The sequence below is a fragment of the Escherichia sp. F1 genome (assembly GCF_046764225.1).
GTDB lineage: Bacteria > Pseudomonadota > Gammaproteobacteria > Enterobacterales > Enterobacteriaceae > Escherichia > Escherichia coli.
Genome location: NZ_CP177202.1, coordinates 1,394,599 through 1,415,021, shown reverse-complemented (window position 1 = coordinate 1,415,021; position 20,423 = coordinate 1,394,599). Strand labels below are relative to the sequence as shown.

23 protein-coding genes and 1 pseudogene are annotated in these 20,423 nt (G+C 53.8%); 7 read left to right on the top strand and 17 right to left on the bottom strand.

Annotated elements, in window-relative coordinates; all coding sequences use genetic code 11:
- The first annotated feature begins 37 nt into the window (after positions 1–37).
- Positions 38–547, top strand: coding sequence for a PTS glucose transporter subunit IIA (gene crr / locus ACK8NJ_RS06720; RefSeq protein WP_000522247.1), 510 nt, complete (start codon positions 38–40; stop codon positions 545–547).
- A gap of 41 nt (positions 548–588) precedes the next feature.
- Here crr and pdxK read toward each other — a convergent pair whose 3' ends face one another.
- Complete coding sequence (gene pdxK / locus ACK8NJ_RS06715) at positions 589–1,440, bottom strand: pyridoxine/pyridoxal/pyridoxamine kinase (RefSeq protein ID WP_000096660.1); 852 nt, start codon at positions 1,438–1,440, stop codon at positions 589–591.
- Positions 1,441–1,544: 104 nt separating this feature from the next.
- Here pdxK and ACK8NJ_RS06710 point away from each other — a divergent pair, with 104 nt between their 5' ends.
- A complete protein-coding gene (locus tag ACK8NJ_RS06710; RefSeq protein WP_062875486.1) occupies positions 1,545–1,913 on the top strand; it encodes a YfeK family protein in 369 nt (122 codons plus the stop codon).
- A gap of 2 nt (positions 1,914–1,915) precedes the next feature.
- Here the strand turns inward: ACK8NJ_RS06710 and cysM are convergent, their stop codons facing one another.
- The 7 genes from cysM to murR all read right to left on the bottom strand — a co-directional run bounded on the left by cysM (position 1,916) and on the right by murR (position 8,720).
- Positions 1,916–2,827: a cysteine synthase B gene (gene cysM, locus ACK8NJ_RS06705; RefSeq protein ID WP_001309637.1), complete on the bottom strand. Its 912-nt coding sequence runs from the start codon at positions 2,825–2,827 to the stop codon at positions 1,916–1,918.
- Positions 2,828–2,960: 133 nt separating this feature from the next.
- Positions 2,961–4,058 carry a sulfate/thiosulfate ABC transporter ATP-binding protein CysA gene (gene cysA / locus ACK8NJ_RS06700; protein WP_328115248.1) on the bottom strand — a complete coding sequence of 366 codons (1,098 nt, stop codon included), beginning with the start codon at positions 4,056–4,058 and terminating at the stop codon, positions 2,961–2,963.
- Positions 4,048–4,923 carry a sulfate/thiosulfate ABC transporter permease CysW gene (gene cysW / locus ACK8NJ_RS06695; protein WP_000852686.1) on the bottom strand — a complete coding sequence of 292 codons (876 nt, stop codon included), beginning with the start codon at positions 4,921–4,923 and terminating at the stop codon, positions 4,048–4,050. Before cysW ends, cysA begins: the two co-directional genes overlap by 11 nt.
- Positions 4,923–5,756, bottom strand: a complete 834-nt coding sequence (cysT, locus tag ACK8NJ_RS06690) for a sulfate/thiosulfate ABC transporter permease CysT (RefSeq protein ID WP_000458420.1) — start codon at positions 5,754–5,756, stop codon at positions 4,923–4,925. Before cysT ends, cysW begins: the two co-directional genes overlap by 1 nt.
- The gene (cysP, locus tag ACK8NJ_RS06685; RefSeq protein ID WP_000290224.1) at positions 5,756–6,772 is read right to left on the bottom strand and encodes a thiosulfate/sulfate ABC transporter substrate-binding protein CysP; all 1,017 of its coding nucleotides are present in this window, start codon (positions 6,770–6,772) and stop codon (positions 5,756–5,758) included. Before cysP ends, cysT begins: the two co-directional genes overlap by 1 nt.
- Positions 6,773–6,942: 170 nt before the next feature.
- Positions 6,943–7,734: an SDR family oxidoreductase UcpA gene (ucpA, locus tag ACK8NJ_RS06680; RefSeq protein ID WP_000517443.1), complete on the bottom strand. Its 792-nt coding sequence runs from the start codon at positions 7,732–7,734 to the stop codon at positions 6,943–6,945.
- Between the two features lie 128 nt (positions 7,735–7,862).
- A complete protein-coding gene (murR, locus tag ACK8NJ_RS06675; protein WP_001520981.1) occupies positions 7,863–8,720 on the bottom strand; it encodes an HTH-type transcriptional regulator MurR in 858 nt (285 codons plus the stop codon).
- A 163-nt stretch (positions 8,721–8,883) separates the two neighbouring features.
- On the opposite strand from murR, the gene murQ reads away from it, so the two are divergent.
- The 3 genes and pseudogenes from murQ to ACK8NJ_RS06660 all read left to right on the top strand — a co-directional run.
- Positions 8,884–9,780 carry an N-acetylmuramic acid 6-phosphate etherase gene (gene murQ, locus ACK8NJ_RS06670; RefSeq protein ID WP_001175617.1) on the top strand — a complete coding sequence of 299 codons (897 nt, stop codon included), beginning with the start codon at positions 8,884–8,886 and terminating at the stop codon, positions 9,778–9,780.
- A gap of 3 nt (positions 9,781–9,783) precedes the next feature.
- Positions 9,784–11,208 carry a PTS N-acetylmuramic acid transporter subunit IIBC gene (gene murP, locus ACK8NJ_RS06665; protein ID WP_001040450.1) on the top strand — a complete coding sequence of 475 codons (1,425 nt, stop codon included), beginning with the start codon at positions 9,784–9,786 and terminating at the stop codon, positions 11,206–11,208.
- 4 nt (positions 11,209–11,212) lie between these two features.
- A pseudogene (locus ACK8NJ_RS06660) lies at positions 11,213–11,299 on the top strand (hypothetical protein); the annotation flags it as partial.
- Positions 11,300–11,387: 88 nt separating this feature from the next.
- On the opposite strand, the gene yfeX reads toward ACK8NJ_RS06660, so the two are convergent.
- From yfeX to ACK8NJ_RS06640, 4 genes are all read right to left on the bottom strand, one after another.
- Entirely contained in the window at positions 11,388–12,287 is a 900-nt protein-coding gene (yfeX, locus tag ACK8NJ_RS06655; protein WP_000084589.1) for a porphyrinogen peroxidase, read from the bottom strand.
- A gap of 95 nt (positions 12,288–12,382) precedes the next feature.
- Positions 12,383–12,958, bottom strand: coding sequence for an RpoE-regulated lipoprotein (locus tag ACK8NJ_RS06650; protein WP_000838941.1), 576 nt, complete (start codon positions 12,956–12,958; stop codon positions 12,383–12,385).
- Positions 12,959–13,018: 60 nt separating this feature from the next.
- Positions 13,019–13,468, bottom strand: coding sequence for a DUF2919 domain-containing protein (locus tag ACK8NJ_RS06645; protein WP_001306256.1), 450 nt, complete (start codon positions 13,466–13,468; stop codon positions 13,019–13,021).
- On the bottom strand, positions 13,455–13,880 hold the full coding sequence (locus ACK8NJ_RS06640) for a GNAT family acetyltransferase (RefSeq protein ID WP_000406000.1): 426 nt from the start codon (positions 13,878–13,880) through the stop codon (positions 13,455–13,457). The genes ACK8NJ_RS06645 and ACK8NJ_RS06640 overlap by 14 nt, the downstream gene beginning before the upstream one ends.
- A gap of 213 nt (positions 13,881–14,093) precedes the next feature.
- Between ACK8NJ_RS06640 and amiA the strand changes: the two genes are divergently transcribed.
- A complete protein-coding gene (gene amiA / locus ACK8NJ_RS06635; RefSeq protein WP_000102899.1) occupies positions 14,094–14,963 on the top strand; it encodes an N-acetylmuramoyl-L-alanine amidase AmiA in 870 nt (289 codons plus the stop codon).
- A gap of 3 nt (positions 14,964–14,966) precedes the next feature.
- Positions 14,967–15,866: an oxygen-dependent coproporphyrinogen oxidase gene (hemF, locus tag ACK8NJ_RS06630; RefSeq protein WP_024190066.1), complete on the top strand. Its 900-nt coding sequence runs from the start codon at positions 14,967–14,969 to the stop codon at positions 15,864–15,866.
- Positions 15,867–15,871: 5 nt separating this feature from the next.
- Here hemF and eutR read toward each other — a convergent pair whose 3' ends face one another.
- From eutR to eutB, 5 genes are read right to left on the bottom strand one after another with little or no spacing between them, the layout of a single operon-like run.
- Positions 15,872–16,924 (bottom strand): HTH-type transcriptional regulator EutR, encoded by a 1,053-nt coding sequence (gene eutR / locus ACK8NJ_RS06625; protein ID WP_000753709.1) that lies wholly within the window; start codon positions 16,922–16,924, stop codon positions 15,872–15,874.
- Positions 16,925–16,969: 45 nt separating this feature from the next.
- Positions 16,970–17,470, bottom strand: a complete 501-nt coding sequence (gene eutK, locus ACK8NJ_RS06620) for an ethanolamine utilization microcompartment protein EutK (protein ID WP_049083843.1) — start codon at positions 17,468–17,470, stop codon at positions 16,970–16,972.
- Between the two features lie 12 nt (positions 17,471–17,482).
- On the bottom strand, positions 17,483–18,142 hold the full coding sequence (gene eutL, locus ACK8NJ_RS06615) for an ethanolamine utilization microcompartment protein EutL (protein WP_001111038.1): 660 nt from the start codon (positions 18,140–18,142) through the stop codon (positions 17,483–17,485).
- A gap of 9 nt (positions 18,143–18,151) precedes the next feature.
- Positions 18,152–19,039, bottom strand: coding sequence for an ethanolamine ammonia-lyase subunit beta (gene eutC, locus ACK8NJ_RS06610; protein ID WP_135512878.1), 888 nt, complete (start codon positions 19,037–19,039; stop codon positions 18,152–18,154).
- Positions 19,040–19,059: 20 nt separating this feature from the next.
- Positions 19,060–20,421, bottom strand: a complete 1,362-nt coding sequence (eutB, locus tag ACK8NJ_RS06605; protein WP_000769961.1) for an ethanolamine ammonia-lyase subunit alpha — start codon at positions 20,419–20,421, stop codon at positions 19,060–19,062.
- Positions 20,422–20,423 lie beyond the last annotated feature (2 nt).

The window sequence follows — 20,423 nt, the reverse complement described above, 5'->3', positions numbered from 1 at the left end:
ACGAGATGCGGCCCAATTTACTGCTTAGGAGAAGATCATGGGTTTGTTCGATAAACTGAAATCTCTGGTTTCCGACGACAAGAAGGATACCGGAACTATTGAGATCATTGCTCCGCTCTCTGGCGAGATCGTCAATATCGAAGACGTGCCGGATGTCGTTTTTGCGGAAAAAATCGTTGGTGATGGCATTGCTATCAAACCAACTGGAAACAAAATGGTCGCGCCTGTAGACGGCACCATTGGTAAAATCTTTGAAACCAACCACGCGTTCTCTATCGAATCTGATAGCGGCGTTGAACTGTTCGTCCACTTCGGTATCGACACCGTTGAACTGAAAGGCGAAGGCTTCAAGCGTATTGCTGAAGAAGGTCAGCGCGTGAAAGTTGGCGATACTGTCATTGAATTTGATCTGCCGCTGCTGGAAGAGAAAGCCAAGTCTACCCTGACTCCGGTTGTTATCTCCAACATGGACGAAATCAAAGAACTGATCAAACTGTCCGGTAGCGTAACCGTGGGTGAAACCCCGGTTATCCGCATCAAGAAGTAATTCTTGCCGCAGTGAAAAATGGCGCCCATCGGCGCCATTTTTTATGCTTCCGCCAGCGGCGGCAAAATCAATTCATCGCTCTCATGCTGCTGGGTGTAGCGCATCACTTCCAGTACGCGCAACCCCGCACGGTGCACCGCATCGTTTAACGCCTTCCCTTTCAGCAAACCACTGATAAGCTGAGCACAAAACAGGTCGCCAGTCCCTTTCAGGTCGGTTTTTACCCGTGAATGGGAAATGACATTCACGCTGTCGGCACTGACCACCACCACCTGCATCTCCTGATTTTCTTCATTACCGGAGGCGCTGGTAATCACCACCCATTTTAATGTGTCTGAAAGCAGACTTTTTGCGGCAGCAATGGCACTGTCGAGATCGCGGCAATTTTTACCGGTCAGGATTTCCAGCTCAAAAATATTGGGGGTAATTCCCTGCGCCAGCGGCAGTAAATATTGTCGATACGCCTCGGGAAGGTCTGGTTTGACATAAATTCCGCTATCAATATCGCCAATCACCGGATCGACCATGATCAATAGGTCAGGATGGTCTTTGCGTAGCGCAGTCAGCCACTCGGCAAGGATTTTGATTTGCGATGCCGTTCCCATATAGCCCGTGGTTACAGCACGAAGTTGGCGCAACGCATCACGCTCCTGAAGCGCACGCAAATAGCCGCTAAACCATTCGTCCGGAATCGCACCACCGTAGAAAGTGTCATAATGCGGTGTATTGCTCAGCAATACCGTCGGCACGGCAAAGACATTCAAGCCGTTCTGTTTGATAGCAGGCACCGCAATGCTGTTGCCTACGCTGCCGTACACTACCTGCGACTGCACGGCGACGATATCCGCCTGCAATGCCCTGCTCTTATCGTTAAACAACAACAAACTACTCATTTAATTTTTTCTCCTTGCCGATGATCCTCATCGTATTCCAACCGAAACTTTACCTGATTCTGGCAGTCAAATCGGCTATTACAAAACAAGGATAAGGTAATTCAGTGAAGAAAATCATTTGTCTGGCCATTACGCTGCTAATGACACTCCCCGTTTACGCGAAGTTAACTGCCCATGAAGAAGCCCGTATCAACGCCATGCTGGAGGGATTAGCACAGAAAAAGGATTTGATATTTGTGCGTAACGGCGATGAACACACCTGTGATGAAGCGGTTTCCCACCTGCGTCTGAAGCTCGGCAATACCCGTAACCGCATTGACACTGCCGAGCAGTTTATTGATAAGGTTGCTTCGTCGTCATCGATTACCGGGAAGCCGTATATTGTGAAGATCCCAGGTAAGAGTGATGAGAACGCACAACCTTTTTTACATGCGCTAATTGCGCAGACGGATAAAACGGTGCCTGCGCAATAATCTTAAATCCCCGCCCCCTGACTAAAATGCTCTTCCCCAAACACCCCGGTGGAAAGGTAGCGATCGCCACGATCGCAGATGATCGCTACCACCACCGCACCAGGGTTAGCTTTTGCCACCCGCAGTGCTCCAGCAACCGCGCCGCCGGAGCTGACGCCACAGAATATTCCTTCCCGCACTGCCAGTTCGCGCATGGTGTTTTCCGCTTCTCGCTGATGAATATCCAGCACCTCATCCACCAGCGAAGCGTTGAAAATCCCCGGCAGATATTCCGCAGGCCAGCGGCGAATGCCGGGAATGCTACTGCCCTCTTCCGGCTGTAAGCCGACAATCGTCACCGGTTTGGATTGCTCGCGCATAAAGCGTGAAACGCCGGTGATAGTGCCGGTTGTTCCCATGCTGGAGACAAAATGGGTAATGCGCCCGCCGGTTTGCTGCCAGATTTCCGGCCCGGTGGTGGTGTAATGGGCGTAAGGGTTATCAGGATTATTGAACTGATCGAGCAGCTTTCCTTCACCACGATTCGCCATTTCAAGCGCCAGATCGCGCGCACCTTCCATGCCCTGCTCTTTGGTGACAAGAATCAGTTCCGCACCATAAGCACGCATCGCCGCACGGCGTTCCTGGCTCATGTTGTCGGGCATCAGCAATTTCATGCGATAGCCTTTCAACGCGGCAATCATTGCCAGCGCAATGCCGGTGTTACCACTGGTGGCTTCGATTAAGACATCACCCGGTTTAATTTCCCCGCGCTTTTCCGCCTCGACGATCATCGAAAGCGCCGCACGATCTTTCACCGAACCTGCCGGGTTATTGCCTTCCAGTTTCAACCAGACTTCACTGCCGTTATTCGGCCCCATTCGCTGCAACTTCACCAGAGGCGTATTGCCAATTGTTTGTTCTAATGTACTCACGATCTCTATCCATACGTGGTGTTGCCTGATGCGACGCTTGCGCGTCTTATCAGGCCTACAGGTTACAAACCTTGCCATTAAAAAGCCCGGATCGCGGGAAGCGCCTCCGGGCGTTTAACATACACTCAACCTATCAGGCGCTTTGTGCGAGAGCAAGTTCCTCATCGCGGGTTTCAATACGCTCGTCGCCGTTATACAGCCGCGCATGTTGCAGACCAACGAATAAACGCTCGCCACGTTGCGGGGCGTCGTCGCCGTGCATCACGACCGTCAGCGGTTCGTTGTACCACCCCAGCGGCTGCACAACTAATTGGGTGTAGTGGCCTTTCGGGTTGGCTTCCAGTACCTGTACCGGCAGCGGCGAATCGAGACTGGTACGGCGGCTGATATCCACTTCCCACGGGCGCAGGAAGAGATCCACCGGCCCCTGATAAGCAGGTGTGTAGCCCAGCGGCCAGCGATGTGCGCCAACATGGAACTGCCCGCCGCGAATGGTTCCCTGCAGGCGGTTCACTTCGCCCATAAATTCAAGCACAAAACGGGTCGCCGGTTCGCGCCATACCTGATCCGGCGCATCAGCCTGCTCGATATTGCCCTGGCTCATCACCACTACACGATCGGCTACTTCGGTCGCTTCTTCCTGGTCATGGGTCACGAATACGCTGGTAAATTTCAGTTCTTCATGCAGTTGACGCAACCAGCGACGCAGCTCTTTACGCACCTGCGCATCCAGCGCGCCAAACGGTTCATCAAGCAGCAGAATTTGCGGTTCCACAGCCAGCGCACGCGCCAGCGCCACGCGCTGTTTCTGCCCGCCGGAAAGCTGTGCCGGATAACGATCCGCCAGATGCGCAAGCTGCACCATCTCCAGCAATTTTGTCACTTTCGCTTTGATGGCTGCGGCATTCGGGCGCTCGCGACGCGGCAGCACCGTCAGGCCGAAAGCGATATTGTCGAACACCGTCATATGGCGGAACAGCGCGTAATGCTGAAACACGAAACCGACTTTACGATCGCGCGCATGCAGGCGGCTGACGTCGGTGCCGTGGAAGCGAATATGCCCGCTGGTTTGATGCTCCAGCCCGGCGATAATGCGCAGCAGCGTGGTTTTCCCGGAACCGGACGGCCCCAGCAATGCGACCATCTGACCAGAAGGAATATCCAGTGAGATATCGTTCAGCACCTGGGTGCGACCAAAAGACTTCTTAATATTGGCAATCTCAATGCTCATGATGTTCCTCCTGCTGCGCGCGTTTTTCCTGATTCTCCAGACGCCACTGCAACATACTCTTTAAAAACAGGGTGATAATCGCCATCAGCGTCAACAGCGCAGCGGCGGTAAAGGAGCCGACGGTGTTGTAGTCCTGCTCCAGCAATTCAATCTGTAACGGCAGCGAAAGTGTTTCGCCGCGAATCGAGCCGGAAACCACCGACACCGCACCAAACTCGCCAATCGCGCGGGCGTTGGTCAGCACCACGCCATAAAGCAGCGCCCAGCGGATGTTCGGCAGCGTGACGCGACGGAACATCTGCCAGCCAGATGCGCCCAGCAAAATCGCTGCTTCGTCTTCCTGGCTGCCCTGGCTTAACATCACCGGCACCAGCTCACGCACCACAAACGGACACGTCACGAAGATGGTGACCAGCACCATTCCCGGCCAGGAGAACATAATTTGCAGATTATGTTCATCCAGCCAGCCACCGAGCGGGCCGTTAGAGCCGTAAAACAGCAGATACACCAGACCGGCAACCACCGGCGACACGGCAAACGGAATGTCCAGCAGCGTCAGCAGCAACTGGCGTCCGGGGAAGTTAAAGCGCGTCACCAGCCAGGCCAGCAGAATGCCGAACACCAGGTTCACCGGTACGGCAATCAGCGCAATCATCACCGTCAGCCAGATGGCGTGCAGCATGTCCGGATCGGCCAGATTCTGTAAAACTGGCATCAGCCCTTTGCTGAACGCCTGCACGAAGATGTAAATCATCGGCACCAGCAGGATGAACGCCGAAACCAGCATCCCGATGCCAATCAGAAACCATTTGCCCCAGTTAATCGGGCGCGCGTCATAACGCTTCAATTGGGTAACTTCCGCCATTAATGACCTACCACACGCCGACCAAAGCGACTTTGCAGAGTGTTAATTGAGAACAGCAGCAGCAGGGATGCCGCGAGGATCACCGAAGCAATCGCGCTCGCCGCCGGGTAATCAAACTCCTGTAAGCGAACAAAAATCATCAGCGACGTCACTTCCGTCTTCCAGGCAATGTTCCCGGCGATAAAAATTACCGCGCCAAACTCACCGAGGCTGCGGGTAAACGACAGCGCCACGCCCGCCACCAGCGCCGGAGAAAGCTCCGGCAGCACCACTTTGCAGAAACTCTGCCAACGCGTTGCGCCGAGCGTTTCTGCCGCTTCTTCATATTCCGGGCCTAACTCTTCCAGCACCGGCTGCACGGTACGCACCACAAATGGAATACTGGTAAAGGCCATCGCCACCGCAATCCCCAGCCAGGTATAGGTGACTTTGATATCAAACTTCGCCAGCCATTCACCGTAAAAACCGTTCACGGAAAAGAGCGAGGCCAACGTCAAACCTGCGACCGCCGTCGGTAGCGCAAAGGGTAAATCCATCAGCGCATCAAGCAGCGTGCGGCCCGGAAAGCGATAGCGAGTTAAGATCCACGCCATCAGCAGGCCGAAAACGCCGTTAAAAATTGATGCCACAAACGCCGACAGCAGCGTCACTTTGTAGGCCGCGACCACCTGCGGGTTGGTGATCACCTCCCAGTACTGTGCCCAGCTCATCTCAGAGAGCTGCATCACCAGCGCTGAGAGCGGCAGCAGCAAAATCAGGCACACAAACAGCAGACTGGTGCCGAGGCTTAAGGTAAAGCCCGGCAGCACGCGTCTTGATGAAACTGCAAACATTAATTACGCCCCGCCGCTAACAGCTTGTCTAACTCGCCGCCGCTGGTGAAGTGGGTTTTCATCACTTCCGGCCAGGAGCCAAATTTGTCTTCCACGCGGAACAGCTCGGTCTGCGGGAATTTGTTTTTCAGTTTGTCCATGACTTCCGGGTTATTTACGCGGTAGTAATAGTCGGTGATGATGGTCTGCGCCTGCGGGCTGTAGAGCCAGTTCAGGTAGGCTTTTGCTGCTTTTTCCGTACCGTTGGCCTGCACGTTTTTATCGACCCACGCCACCGGGAATTCCGCCAGAATGTTGGTTTTCGGAATCACCACTTCAAAGCCCTGCGCTTCATACTGTTTGCGGATGTTGTTCACTTCCGATTCGAAGCTAATCAGCACATCGCCCAGCCCGCGCTCGGCAAAGGTGGTGGTCGCGCCACGACCACCAGTATCGAACACTTCAACGTTTTTCAGGAACTGGGTCATAAACTGTTCGGTTTTGGCTTTGTCGCCACCGTCAGCTTTATCCGCTGCACCCCATGCCGCCAGATAGGTGTAACGTGCGTTACCCGACGTTTTCGGGTTCGGGAAAATCAGCTTCACGTCGGAGCGCACGAGGTCGTTCCAGTCGTGAATATTCTTCGGGTTGCCCTTACGTACCAGGAAGCCCATGGTGGAGTAGAACGGCGAGCTGTTATTCGGCAGGCGCGACTGCCAGTCGGCCGGGATCAGCTTGCCTTTGTCATGCAGGATTTGTACGTCGGTCACCTGGTTATAAGTGACAACGTCTGCTTTTAAGCCCTGCAAAATCGCCAGCGCCTGTTTTGATGACCCGGCATGAGATTGTTTTATCGTCAGTTTGTCGCCGCCGTTATCTTTTGCCCATTGTTGCTCAAACGGCGGATTAAGGGCTGCAAACAGCTCGCGAGAGACGTCATAAGAACTGTTCAGCAGTTCCGTTGCCTGTACATGGCCCGCCAGCAGCAGAGAAGCGACCAGCGCGAGTGAGTTCTTTTTCAGTAAGTTAACGGCCATTGCGCACCCTTATAAATTTAATGACTTTCTAATAGCCATCATATTTATAACGGACGTGAAAGGAGTAACGGTTTTATATACCGTTTGGTGATTTGGAAGTTGAAAAGGGAATAAGAACCGGGTTCAAGACGAAATCCTCCCCACAAATGCAGGGAGGAAACAGAGGTGAATCAGATGCCGACGCTAACCGTCTCCGGCAGTGTGCTGCCGCCATCAATCACATTCTGTGTACCGGTTAAATAACTTGATTCATCCGATGCGAGGAAGGCTGCCAGTTCGCCGACTTCCAGCGGATCGGCGAGGCGACGCATCGGGATTGCTTTTGCCATTTCAGTCAGCACCGATTCTGGATCTTCCGGGTTCGACTGGCGGGCAATGCTTTCCGCCATTGGCGTGCGCACGTAGCCTGGACAAATCGCATTTACGCGAATACCAGACTGCGCGTACTCCACCGCCAGCGATTTAGTCAGGCCAACAATCGCCGCTTTCGTTAAGGCATACGCCGTTTCACCCGGATCGGCCACCATATCGCCAGTGACTGAAGACATCATCACAATGCGACCATCTTTGCGGGCAATCATCTCCGGCAGCACCGCCTTCGTGACGTTCCATACGCCTTTAATATTGATATCAATATGGAAATCGCGATCTTCATCGCTCATATCGAGGAAACTGCCCAGACGACAAACGCCTGCGTTATTCACCAGGATATCAATGCGCCCTTCTTTTTCCTTCGCGCGCTTGATAGCTGCGGCGACCGACGCCGGGTCACGCACATCGGCGACAACCGCCGTACAGCGATGACCACGACCACACAGTTCGTCCGCCAGCTTTTCGATCTCAGGGGAGATATCCAGCAAGATTAGGTTTGCGCCATGACGCGCAAAAGTTCTGGCAATTCCTTCGCCAATTCCCTGCAATGCGCCCGTAATCAGTGCTGTCTTGCCCGTGAGTTTACCCATTTTAATGCTCTCCTTGTTAATACAGAGCGTTACACTCCATTCCCTCTGAAAATACAGGATAAACAAAATATTGCTGCGGATCAGCTCACTAATTCAGGAAAATCTCAATTCAGTCGCTGCTTTATGCATCATTTCAGGCGTTGCGTTAGCTCACTGCTGCGCTCAATCATTTTCAATGACTCGACATCATTGAGTTGCACAAGGCCAACAAACAGTAAATCGGTAACCGAATTTTGCGCCGTGCGGGTGGACATCGACGAGCTGCGCCATTCGGTTTCGCCAGAAACGGTATCGAGGGTGTAATGCGCCAGCCGCCGCAGCGGGGAATCGGTTAACGAGGTAATGGCAATCACCGTTGCCCCCTGCTTTCGCGCTGCCTCGGCGCACAAGACAATCTCTTTTTTACTGCCGCTGTAAGAGATAGCGATTTGTACATCGCCTTTTTTCAGCGCCTGGGAAACGGTGGCTTGTACATGCGTGTCAGCTTCACAGGCCACACGATAACCAATTTTCATCAGTTTGAATGAAAGATCGCGCCCCACCAGCGCCGACCCACCCAGACCCGTTATCTGGATAAACGGTGCTTTACTGATGACCTCAATGATTTTTTGCAGCCGCGCGTAGTCGAACAACGCGCAGGTTTGCTCCAGCGCCAGCTCTTTTTCGCGATTCAGTTTGCGGGCAATCACTTCCAGCGAATCATCACTGGTAATCGAACTGTGCAGGTGCAGCGCCGTGGCATTCGTTTTCTCCCGGCTGGCACTGTATTCGCCAATTAACGCCATACGCAATTCAGTAAATCCTTGCGCGCCGAGCTTCTGGGCAAACTTCACAATACTCGACTGGCTGATGCCGAGCAGTTTCGCCATCTTGCGCGAAGAGACAGATTTCAGCTCACTCACGTTAGCCCGCAGAAAGTCAGCAATTTTTTGCTCGTTCCCGGTAAATTCACTTTCCGCATTGCGTATTTTCGTCAGGTACAACATCTTCCACTCTCCTGGGCTGGCAGCAAAAATTCCGCTTAAGTTCTTATGACGCTCTTCACACTCTGCGAGTGTAGACTCAATGATTCCTTTAAGTCTGTCAATTCGGGATATATGATTCCATACATCTGCAATTATTTGATCGTAAATAGTAAGGTCACCACCGATGCAACTTGAAAAGATGATTACCGAAGGCTCGAACGCCGCCTCGGCTGAAATTGACCGCGTATCAACGCTGGAAATGTGCCGGATTATCAACGATGAAGATAAAACCGTGCCGCTTGCCGTTGAGCGCGTACTGCCGGATATCGCCGCGGCGATCGATGTTATCCACGCCCAGGTAAGCGGCGGCGGGCGTCTGATTTATCTCGGTGCGGGAACATCAGGTCGTCTGGGGATTCTGGATGCCAGCGAATGTCCGCCGACCTACGGCGTGAAACCGGGCCTGGTAGTTGGTTTGATTGCTGGCGGCGAATATGCCATTCAGCACGCGGTGGAAGGCGCGGAAGATAGCCGGGAAGGCGGTGTTAATGATCTGAAAAATATCGGCTTAACCGCGCAGGATGTGGTGGTTGGTATTGCGGCCAGCGGACGCACGCCGTATGTGATTGCCGGACTGGAATACGCACGCCAGCTCGGCTGCCGCACAGTGGGAATTTCCTGTAATCCCGGGAGCGCCGTTTCAACCACCGCTGAGTTTGCCATTACGCCAGTTGTTGGGGCCGAAGTGGTCACGGGTTCTTCGCGAATGAAAGCTGGCACGGCGCAGAAACTGGTGCTCAATATGCTCTCCACCGGGCTGATGATTAAATCCGGCAAAGTGTTCGGCAACCTGATGGTCGATGTGGTCGCCACCAACGAAAAACTGCATGTGCGCCAGGTCAATATCGTCAAAAACGCTACCGGATGTAGCGCAGAGCAAGCGGAAGCGGCATTGGTTGCCTGCGAGCGCAACTGTAAAACGGCCATTGTGATGGTGCTGAAAAATCTCGATGCCGCAGAAGCTAAAAAACGCCTGGATCAACACGGCGGCTTTATTCGTCAGGTTTTAGACAAGGAATAACCCATGGCCAAAGAGATCAGCAGTGAACTTCTGAACACCATTCTTACCCGGGTCGGTGGACCGGGAAATATCGCCAGTTGTGGTAACTGTATGACGCGCCTGCGTCTGGGTGTACATGACAGTTCACTGGTTGATCCCGATATCAAAACGCTGGAAGGCGTGAAGGGCGTCATTTTGACCAGCGACCAGGTCCAGGTCGTTTTTGGGCCTGGTAAAGCGCATCGTGCCGCAAAAGCCATGAGCGAGCTGCTGGGAGAAGCACCGGTACAGGATGCCGCAGAAATCGCCGCCCAGAACAAACGTCAGTTAAAAGCCAAACAAACCTCCGGCGTGCAACAATTTCTCGCCAAATTCGCCACCATCTTCACGCCGCTGATCCCCGGTTTTATTGCCGCCGGTCTGCTGCTGGGGATAGCGACGCTAATCGCCACGGTGATGCACGTTCCGGCAGATGCTCAGGGCACGCTACCCGACGCGCTGAATTTTATGAAGGTGTTCAGCAAAGGTTTGTTCACCTTCCTGGTGATTCTGGTGGGCTATAACGCCGCCCAGGCATTTGGCGGCACGGGCGTAAATGGCGCGATTATCGCCGCGCTCTTTTTGCTCGGTTATAACCCCGCTGCAACCACGGGTTACTACGCCGGATTTCACGATTTCTTTGGTCTGCCTATCGATCCGCGCGGCAATATTATCGGTGTGTTGATTGCCGCGTGGGCCTGCGCTCGCATTGAAGGCATGGTGCGCCGCTTTATGCCGGACGATCTCGACATGCTGTTGACCTCGTTAATCACCCTGCTGATCACCGCTACGCTGGCCTACCTGATCATTATGCCGCTGGGTGGCTGGTTATTCGAAGGCATGTCGTGGCTGTTTATGCACCTGAACAGTAATCCGCTCGGTTGTGCGGTTTTAGCCGGGCTGTTCCTGATCGCCGTGGTGTTTGGCGTGCATCAGGGCTTTATTCCTGTTTACCTCGCGTTAATGGACAGTCAGGGATTCAACAGCTTATTTCCCATCCTCTCGATGGCAGGCGCGGGCCAGGTGGGCGCGGCGCTGGCACTCTACTGGCGGGCGCAACCGCACAGTGCATTACGCAGTCAGGTACGCGGGGCGATTATTCCCGGCCTGCTGGGCGTTGGCGAACCGTTGATTTATGGCGTCACCCTGCCCCGCATGAAACCGTTTATTACCGCCTGTTTAGGCGGCGCGGCGGGCGGTTTGTTTATCGGATTGATAGCCTGGTGGGGTCTGCCGATGGGCTTAAACAGCGCCTTTGGGCCGTCTGGTCTGGTGGCGCTGCCGCTGATGACTTCCGCACAAGGCATCCTTCCGGCAATGGCGGTTTATGCAGGCGGGATTCTGGTGGCATGGGTTTGCGGGTTTATTTTCACCACGCTCTTTGGCTGCCGTAACGTCAATCTGGACTGATAATATGAAACGGACAATGCTCTATCTTTCTCTGCTGGCTGTTAGTTGTAGCGTCAGCGCCGCAAAATACCCTGTTCTGACAGAAAGTAGTTGATCAAGTGTATGCGGCGTTAAAGCAGTAATAAAAAGGCCAGTCAGTTGTGTTACTGGCTGGCCTTTAATCATCGAATCAGAAACGATTACAACGCCATTAACTTGTCCAGCGACGGCGCGAAGTAATAGCCGCCAGTGACCGGTTTGGTGAAACGCAACATCGCATCACGTTTGCCATCGGTATCGCCAAACATGCTCAGCAGTTGCTGCTCAATGTTATGCAGACGCGCGCAGTAGGCGCAGAAGTACAGACCGTGCGTACCGCTGGCGGTGCCGTACGGCAGGCTCTGACGAACAATCTTCAGCCCTTTGCCATCTTCTTTCAGATCAACGCGGGTCAGGTGAGAGGTTTCCGGACGATCGTCGCCGTCAATCTCTTCGTTGGCCTCTTTGGTGCGCCCGATCATCATCTCCTGATCGTGAACGCTCATCCGGTTGAGCTGCTTCAGGTTGTGCTCCCAACGCTGCACAAACACATAGCTGCCGCCTGCATCCACGCCGTCTTTGATAACCGCCACTTCGCGGCGCGTCTCTTCACCCGCCGGGTTTTCAGTACCGTCAACGAAGCCGCTCAGGTCACGCTCTTCAACCCAACGGAAGCCGTGGATCTCTTCTTTCACTTCAATGCAGTCACCAAAGGCTTCCATCGCCGCCTGAGCGACAGAGAAGTTTACGTCGTGACGCAGAGAAAGAATGTGGATCAACACATCGAACTGGGTCGTCGGCGCAAGGCCTTTACCGTAGCCCGGAAAATCTTTCAGCTCTTCAGCCCCAACGCCGCCGCTCAGAGCGCGCCAGGTGTTGTTACCAAAGGCAACCACCGCACCAAGATGCGCGTCCGGGAATTTCGCTTCAAAAGTTGCCAGTTTGTCGGCAAATGTTTTACTGGCCGCACGCAGGGCGTCAACTTCCCCTTTCACGTTGGCTTCGATCCAAATCGCCGCGCGGCAATGTTCTGGCAAAATGCCACTCTGAACCTGAGACATTGTTCCTCCTGAAAATAAGAATGCCACGCAATCCGTGGCATTGTTGGGCGCTATTTTACGTGTTTTTTCGCGGCGGCGGTTTGTTCAGACGCAAATTAACGCCGCCAGATAATTTTACTGACTTTCCAGTTTTTCAGGGTATCGTCCGAAGGCATTAACCCTTCAGGACCACTCCATTCCCCGCAGAACTGGTAGCTAATATGTTGACTGCCTTCGGCTTTACATTCGACGGCACGATTATCATCACCATCAGCTTTTTGGCAATTGCCAAATGCTTTGCTGTAAAGGTCGCTAAACGGTGTACCGATTTTAACACCGGTGTCAGCAGGAATATCGCTATCCAGCACATCAATGCGGCTGATCGTACCCTGATCGCCGTTAATCACCATCGCCACGTTGTCGCCTTTCATCACTTCAAAAAAGCGCACCACGTTGCCGTTCGCGGTTTTCATTCCGCTGCGCAGGCGATAATCGCCATCAAGCGCATCGGCAATGGCTTGTTCTTGCAGTGGTGTGGACGCCGTTAATTCACCAACGCCCTGCTCGCTCACTTTGGTGGACGACCCAAACCAGTTCCACGGGTTAGCGGCAGACCAGTTAACTGACGACATCGTGGAACAGCCGGTCAGCATCAACGGCATAGCGCATAACATTAAACGCAGCGATTTCATGTCACTTCCTTTGGTTATTCAATAACGTTGCTTGGAGTGCAAATTCACCAAAAAGTGCCGTTATTCTTTTTCTTCATTAAAACAAGCGCGTAAACGTCGATTGGTCAGCAGCCAGATTAACGCCACAATATCCGCCACTACCAGCGCCAGCCCGATACCGCTAACGGATTCACCGTTCAGCCACAGCCACGGTTGCCAGCAAAGTAAAACCACCTGCGCCAACAGCAACAGAAAATAGAGCACATGCCAGATACGGGGAAATGAAGCCCGCCGACCACTCAGCAAAAACGCCAGCACCGCCGGAATGCCGGGAATCAACCCCAGCCAGAAATTATCGTGATCGGGATAAAACAGATTTAGCAGCGCAGTACCCTGCTCGCGCGACGCACCGGCAATGACAAACAGCACCCAGGTTCGCGCCTGAAGCAATAGCACAAACCAGAAGAGCAAGGGTAAACGCAGGCGACCGTGTGCATCATAATGGACAGGATGAAACTCAGTACTCTTCATCTTCAATCAAACGCTTACCCAGACTCAGCACGTCGGCGTGTTCATATCCCAGGCGTTCATACATTCCGAGCACCATGTCGTTATCTTCCGGCACGTTGATCTGAATTTTCGGGCAGCCGCGAGCAATCAGCTTTTTCTCCAACCGATTAAGCAACGCATTAGCAATCCCACGCCCACGAAACTCTGGATGCACGCCAAGATAATAAGCAGACCCGCGATGCCCGTCATAACCGCCCATCACCGTTCCGACCACTTCACCGTTCACCTCAGCGACCAGAAACAAACTGACGTCATGGTTCATCTTACGCTCGATGTCCATTTCCGGATCGTTCCACGGACGCAGCAAGTCGCAACGCTCCCAAAGGGTGATGACCTCTTCGAAATCTTCCTGGCGAAATACGCGTATCTCCATGGTATTCGTTACCTTTTTGCGGGTTAAAAGGCTGATTATGGCGTGAACGGTCGAATTAGCCAATATCTGACGAAAATCGGTTGAAAAAGTGGCATAATGGGGAGTTGTCAACTATTGAAATGAAAAGTAAAACAATTCTCAACAGCAAACCGTCGTAACGGATTACGCGATACGATATAACATCTGGAACTTTATTATTACAACTCAGGCCGTATGAGCACTTTTAAACCACTAAAAACACTCACTTCGCGCCGCCAGGTGCTGAAAGCCGGTTTGGCTGCCCTGACGTTGTCAGGAATGTCGCAAGCCATCGCCAAAGACGAACCTTTAAAAACCAGCAACGGACACAGCAAGCCGAAAGCAAAAAAAAGCGGCGGCAGACGTGTCGTTGTTCTCGATCCAGGCCACGGCGGGATTGATACCGGAGCGATCGGACGCAACGGTTCGAAAGAAAAACATGTGGTGCTGGCGATTGCTAAAAACGTCCGTTCCATTTTGCGTAATCATGGGATTGATGCGCGTTTAACGCGTTCTGGCGATACGTTTATCCCACTTTACGATCGCGTTGAAATCGCCCATAAACATGGCGCAGATCTGTTTATGTCAATTCATGCCGATGGCTTTACCAACCCGAAAGCTGCCGGTGCTTCGGTATTTGCCCTCTCTAACCGTGGGGCAAGTAGCGCAATGGCGAAATACCTGTCTGAACGCGAAAACCGCGCCGATGAAGTTGCCGGTAAAAAGGCGACTGACAAGGATCACCTATTGCAGCAAGTGCTGTTTGATCTGGTGCAAACCGATACTATTAAAAACAGCCTGACGCTCGGCTCGCATATTCTGAAGAAGATTAAGCCGGTGCATAAACTGCACAGCCGCAACACCGAACAAGCCGCGTTTGTGGTGTTGAAATCGCCGTCGGTTCCTTCGGTGCTGGTGGAAACCTCGTTTATCACCAACCCGGAAGAAGAGCGGCTGTTAGGCACGGCGGCATTTCGCCAGAAAATCGCCACAGCGATTGCCGAAGGCGTGATCAGTTATTTTCACTGGTTTGACAACCAGAAAGCACACTCGAGAAAGCGGTAAGTGATGAAACCCGACGCACACCAGGTTAAACAGTTCCTGCTCAACCTTCAGGATACAATTTGTCAGCAGCTGAGCGCCGTCGATGGCGCAGAGTTTGTCGAAGATAGCTGGCAGCGCGAAGCTGGCGGCGGCGGACGTAGCCGGGTGTTGCGTAATGGTGGTGTTTTCGAACAGGCGGGTGTCAACTTTTCACATGTCCACGGTGAGGCGATGCCTGCTTCCGCCACCGCTCATCGCCCGGAACTTGCCGGGCGCAGTTTCGAGGCGATGGGCGTTTCACTGGTAGTGCATCCGCATAATCCGTACGTTCCCACCAGCCACGCGAATGTGCGGTTTTTTATTGCCGAAAAACCGGGTGCCGAACCCGTCTGGTGGTTTGGCGGCGGCTTCGACTTAACCCCTTTCTATGGTTTTGAAGAAGACGCCATTCACTGGCACCGCACCGCCCGTGACCTGTGCCTGCCATTTGGCGAAGACGTTTATCCGCGTTACAAAAAGTGGTGCGACGAATACTTCTACCTCAAACATCGTAACGAACAACGCGGCATTGGCGGCCTGTTCTTTGATGACCTGAACACGCCAGACTTTGACCACTGTTTTGCCTTTATGCAGGCGGTAGGCAAAGGCTACACCGACGCTTATTTACCAATTGTAGAGCGACGTAAAACGATGGCCTACGGCGAGCGCGAGCGCAATTTCCAGTTATATCGTCGCGGTCGTTATGTCGAGTTCAATCTGGTCTGGGATCGCGGCACGCTGTTTGGCCTGCAAACCGGCGGGCGCACCGAGTCTATCCTGATGTCAATGCCGCCGCTGGTACGCTGGGAGTACGATTATCATCCAGAAGATGGCAGTCCGGAAGCGGCGTTAAGTGAGTTTATTAAGGTCAGGGATTGGGTGTAACTCCCTCACCCCCATTCCCGCATCCGCTGATGCAGCGTCAGTGACGGCTTCTCGGCAAACAGTTGCTGATAATCCGTGGCGAATTGCCCCAGATGCCAGAATCCCCACTGCATGGCGGCGTCTTTTACCGTTGTGCTTTGCGACCAAGGGCTTATCAGTTCGCGGCGTACGGCGTTCAGGCGAATGCGTTTCAGCCACGCATTTGGGCCAATGCCTAAAATAGCGTGAAACGCGTTTTGTAGCGTGCGGCGGCTGACATGCAGTTGATTACACAAGTCCAGCACCGTCACCGGCTCAGACATGTTTTCCAGCACATATTCACGGGCGCGGGAAAGCAACCGACGGTAACTCTGATGACTGATGCTTTCCGCCGTCACCATTGGCTGCGCTTCTTCCAGCATCGCCCCCATCGCCATTAGCAAATTATCCCCCAGCACTTTACGCACAGCAGGCTGATGAAGATTTTCCGGGTTCTCGCAAAATGTCGCCAGCGCCTGTTGGACAAAGCCCCACAGCGCGGCTTTATGCTGTTCTTTCACTTCCAGCGCCGACTGGCTACGCAGCATATGTAATACCCGATCCGGATTATGCAAAAAGTTAGCCTGACGGGTGATGACATCTTCAGAAAGCACTACGCCCAGGATCGTGTAATCGTCCGGCGTACTTAATTCAAACTCGGTGCCGCCAGGGCGCGTCGCAATTTCTGCGCTTCCCAAACATTGCGAACCGATAAATCCCTGCTCACCGCGCGTCGCCGGAATGCCAAACCAGAACGAGTTCGGCCAGACCAGGCACGACTGACGCAGCGCCAGACCGGTGTATTCACGAAAAACCTGAATATCATCGAGTAGAATTTCCGTAAATTCACCATGAAACTTGCCCGGATGCAGCTGATCGTAAATCTGCTGCCAGGCGGTAATCGTCAAAGCATGTTCATAGACATCCGTTGTCTGTCGTTGATGAACATTATCCACTTCGACCTTCGGCGTGAGCTTCAGGTTTTCGGGTAAGGGTTCATGATAAAGATGGTGCAAATTGGCTGTACGGGTCTTTTTCATGATGTTAATGCCGGGTGTTGTAGGACACCCGGCACCTCCGACAGGTTAATGGGGCTTGAGACGATAACGACTACTGCGTTTACGTAACGTCCCGGCAGAAAAGAGCTGTTCGAGCGCATTTCTGGCTTTTTCGAGCGGCCAGCCAAAGTGGGCAGCCACTTCTCCTGCCGTCATTTCCTGACGTACTGATGTTAACAGCGCCAACAACTCGTCAGCAGATTCCGCGACGATAACTGGCGCGTCGGGTTCCTTTACGGGTTGCTTAGGCTGGCGGTTAAAGCCAGTAACCAGCCACTGGGTGTCATCGTCTGGCCGACCGATCTCCTTACGGCTGATGACACGCCCGGTACGCATCGCGGCAGCACAACCTGCGTCCAGCGCCGCACGACACGCCGCCAGATCGCCTTCCACCACCAGCGTTAGGCGACCAGGGTCAAGCACTTCGTGACTGAGCAGACGAACGTTAGCTGCTTTGAGCATGGCATCAGCTGCATCTATCGCGGCGACCATGCCGTCCACTTCCAGCAATCCCAGTGCATTGATCATCGGCAACCTCCGTTACGCACGCTGGATAGGATTACGCGCGATTTCCAGCACTGCATCGGTAAAGGCGTTACAGGCCGCTTTACACGCGGCCTGGCTACCGGTTAAAAATGCTGCCGAGTAGTTGGTTTCAGACGGTGGCGGGACATAGGTCACCAGCTGCACGTCGGCAGATTTCAACGCTGCATCAATGCCGTAGGTCGCTTCCAGCGGCGGTGCCACCAGATACGCCATCGGATCGCCAAGCGTGATCCCGGCGGTTGATGAGAGATAAGAACCGGTACGCGAAACTACATGTGCCAGGAAGGCTGTGTTTTCTGCGTCATTAGCCCACTGGAAAGCCGCGCCATTTTCAATATGCGCAACCATCGCATCCAGACCAGCACGCACTTCCGCCGGGTTTGGCCCACCGAGCATAATCAGCACTTCACCGGCAGTCGGTGACGGGCCGTGTGCAGCTCCCGCATACAGCGAGCGGCCATACACCACTTCGACCATCGCCTGCTTGGTCGCTTCGTCAGCCGCAATGTAGGTGACGTCATCGGAATCAGCAGAAATCAGCCCAAGGCTACGAATATGCGGCGGCAATTTCAGTTCACGCGCAAATTCGGCGTTAACAGAGGCAATCACCCGCATGGCGGTGACCGACGGTCGAATCAAATCTAAAGCTGGCATGATGCCTCCTTATCGGGTCATGTTGATGCCGGATGCTTTCTGCTCCAGCATACGTTTCGCCAAATCCACAATGACGGCTGCGGCTTCAACCGGCGGCGTGCCGCCCTGGTGAATGTTAGAGATGCAGGTGCGATCGGCCTCAACGGTGGTCGCCATACGCGGCGAGTAAACGGCGTAGCAGGAGAGACTTTCTGACTGCCCTAATCCCGGGCGTTCCCCCACCAGCAGGATCACCACTTTCGCGCCGAGGATCTCACCGATCTGATCTTCAATCTTCACGCGACCATAACGAACAAAGAATGGCGTACCGACTTTCAGCCCGGCCTGTTTCAGGCCCGCCATCAGCGGTGGCAGGATCTCTTCGTAGTTCACGGTGATCGCATCAGTTGACAGGCCATCAGAAATAACGACCTGCACGTCCGGATTGGCAACACACTGCGCTTTCAGCGCTTCAACAGCTTCTGCACACAGGCGGCGGCCCATATCCGGACGAGTCAGGTAGAGATTTTTGTCGCTAATTTCAGAGCGGACTTCCAGCAAGCCCTGCGCTTTCACCCACTCTTCCGGCACTTCTTTCAGTACGGTATCTTTCGAACGAGAGTGATCGGCCAGGAAACGCAGCAGCGCCTGCGTACGTGGACGCGGACCGGCACGACCGGTACAAACGCGGGCCACGGTGCTGCGACGCAGTTCTGTTAACACATCCGCACGATGTGGGTTTTCAACACCAATCCACGCTTTTGCTTCCGCAGAACCTAAATCCAGCGCGCAGCTTTCCAAGGTCACCGGTGCCGCACAGGTGGTGGTGGCGCACTTTGCTTCTGACGGCGCGGGGGCCGCTTGTCCCATTGACGCCATCACGCTGCGTACAATTTCTTCAATCTGTTTTTGATCCATGATGTGTTATCTCCGCGTCATCAGAAGAACAGTGACGGATCGCCCGCCCGTTTGGTCAGGCGACCGTTTGCCATAATGCCCATGCTTTCCAGCCAGCGTTCAAACTCCGGTGACGGGCGCAGGTTGAGTAACTGACGCACAGTGGCAGTGTCGTGGAATGCGGTGGTCTGATAGTTGAGCATGATGTCATCGCCCAGCGGCATCCCCATGATGTAGTTGCAGCCTGCGGTGGCGAGCAGGATCATCAGGTTTTCGTTGAGGTTCTGGTCAGCGTCAGCGTGGTTGGTGTAGCAGCAGTCACAGCCCATAGAGATGCCGCTCAGCTTACCCATAAAGTGATCTTCTAAGCCCGCACGGATAATCTGGCGGTCGTTGTAGAGATACTCCGGCCCAATAAAGCCGACCACGGTGTTGACGATAAACGGATCGTAATGACGCGCCAGCCCATAGTTACGTGCTTCCATCGTCACCTGGTCTGCGCCGAAGTTAGCGCCAGCGGACAGCGCAGAGCCTTGTCCAGTTTCGAAGTAGAGGCAGTTTTCCCCGGCGATACGGTTGAACTCCGCGCCCACTGCGCGTGCTTCATCGAGCATCGCCAGCTCCACGCCAAATTCTTTCAGCCCTTTTTCGCTGCCGCAGATACTCTGGAAAATCAGCCCGCCTGGTGCGCCACGACGGATCGCTTCGATTTGGGTAGTGACGTGCGCCAGCACGCAACCCTGGGTTGGGATGTTGAATTTGTCGATCACGCCGTAAATGGTATCCAACACGCGGCTTAAGTTTTCCACGTCGTCAGTCACTGGGTTAACGCCGATCACCGCATCGCCCACCCCGAAGGAAAGCCCTTCGTAGATTTGCGCAGCGATACTTTGCACGTCGTCACGGGTGTCGTTTGGCTGCAAGCGGGCGCTGAAGGTGCCCGGAATACCGATGGTGGTATTGGCCTTTTTGATCACCGGCATTTTCTTCGCGCCGTAGATCAGGTCCGCGTTGGAGCAAATCTTCGCTACCGCCGCGACCACTTCCGAGGTCAGCCCTTTGCGGGTAAAGGCAATGTCGTCCACGCTGGTTTCATCGCTCAGCACATACTCACGCAGTTCGCTGATGCTCCAGTTTTTAATCTGGTTGTAGGCCGTTTCGTTAACGTCGTCCTGAATCAATCGCGTCACGCAGTCATCTTCATAGGCAATCACCGGATTATTGCGGATGTCCGCTACGGTCATTTCCGACAACACCTGCTTTGCCGCCACGCGCTCCTGTGAACTTGCCGCTGCAACGCCTGCCAGCACATCCCCCGAACGCAGTTCGTTGGCTTTAGCCAGCACCTCTTTTACATCCTTAAACTGATATACATTGCCGAACAATGTGGTCTTTAGTTTCATAA

Bases quoted from the DNA above. Each gene is read 5' to 3' on its own strand.
- eutB (WP_000769961.1), bottom strand. From the start codon at position 20,421: ATGAAACTAAAGACCACATTGTTCGGCAATGTATATCAGTTTAAGGAT.
- ucpA (WP_000517443.1), bottom strand. From the start codon at position 7,734: ATGGGTAAACTCACGGGCAAGACAGCACTGATTACGGGCGCATTGCAG.
- pdxK (WP_000096660.1), bottom strand. From the start codon at position 1,440: ATGAGTAGTTTGTTGTTGTTTAACGATAAGAGCAGGGCATTGCAGGCG.
- murP (WP_001040450.1), top strand. From the start codon at position 9,784: ATGGCCAAAGAGATCAGCAGTGAACTTCTGAACACCATTCTTACCCGG.
- cysP (WP_000290224.1), bottom strand. From the start codon at position 6,772: ATGGCCGTTAACTTACTGAAAAAGAACTCACTCGCGCTGGTCGCTTCT.
- murQ (WP_001175617.1), top strand. From the start codon at position 8,884: ATGCAACTTGAAAAGATGATTACCGAAGGCTCGAACGCCGCCTCGGCT.
- cysW (WP_000852686.1), bottom strand. From the start codon at position 4,923: ATGGCGGAAGTTACCCAATTGAAGCGTTATGACGCGCGCCCGATTAAC.
- hemF (WP_024190066.1), top strand. From the start codon at position 14,967: ATGAAACCCGACGCACACCAGGTTAAACAGTTCCTGCTCAACCTTCAG.
- eutC (WP_135512878.1), bottom strand. From the start codon at position 19,039: ATGGATCAAAAACAGATTGAAGAAATTGTACGCAGCGTGATGGCGTCA.
- yfeX (WP_000084589.1), bottom strand. From the start codon at position 12,287: ATGTCTCAGGTTCAGAGTGGCATTTTGCCAGAACATTGCCGCGCGGCG.
- ACK8NJ_RS06645 (WP_001306256.1), bottom strand. From the start codon at position 13,468: ATGAAGAGTACTGAGTTTCATCCTGTCCATTATGATGCACACGGTCGC.
- murR (WP_001520981.1), bottom strand. From the start codon at position 8,720: ATGTTGTACCTGACGAAAATACGCAATGCGGAAAGTGAATTTACCGGG.
- crr (WP_000522247.1), top strand. From the start codon at position 38: ATGGGTTTGTTCGATAAACTGAAATCTCTGGTTTCCGACGACAAGAAG.
- eutR (WP_000753709.1), bottom strand. From the start codon at position 16,924: ATGAAAAAGACCCGTACAGCCAATTTGCACCATCTTTATCATGAACCC.
- cysA (WP_328115248.1), bottom strand. From the start codon at position 4,058: ATGAGCATTGAGATTGCCAATATTAAGAAGTCTTTTGGTCGCACCCAG.
- eutK (WP_049083843.1), bottom strand. From the start codon at position 17,470: ATGATCAATGCACTGGGATTGCTGGAAGTGGACGGCATGGTCGCCGCG.
- ACK8NJ_RS06650 (WP_000838941.1), bottom strand. From the start codon at position 12,958: ATGAAATCGCTGCGTTTAATGTTATGCGCTATGCCGTTGATGCTGACC.
- amiA (WP_000102899.1), top strand. From the start codon at position 14,094: ATGAGCACTTTTAAACCACTAAAAACACTCACTTCGCGCCGCCAGGTG.
- eutL (WP_001111038.1), bottom strand. From the start codon at position 18,142: ATGCCAGCTTTAGATTTGATTCGACCGTCGGTCACCGCCATGCGGGTG.
- cysT (WP_000458420.1), bottom strand. From the start codon at position 5,756: ATGTTTGCAGTTTCATCAAGACGCGTGCTGCCGGGCTTTACCTTAAGC.
- ACK8NJ_RS06640 (WP_000406000.1), bottom strand. From the start codon at position 13,880: ATGGAGATACGCGTATTTCGCCAGGAAGATTTCGAAGAGGTCATCACC.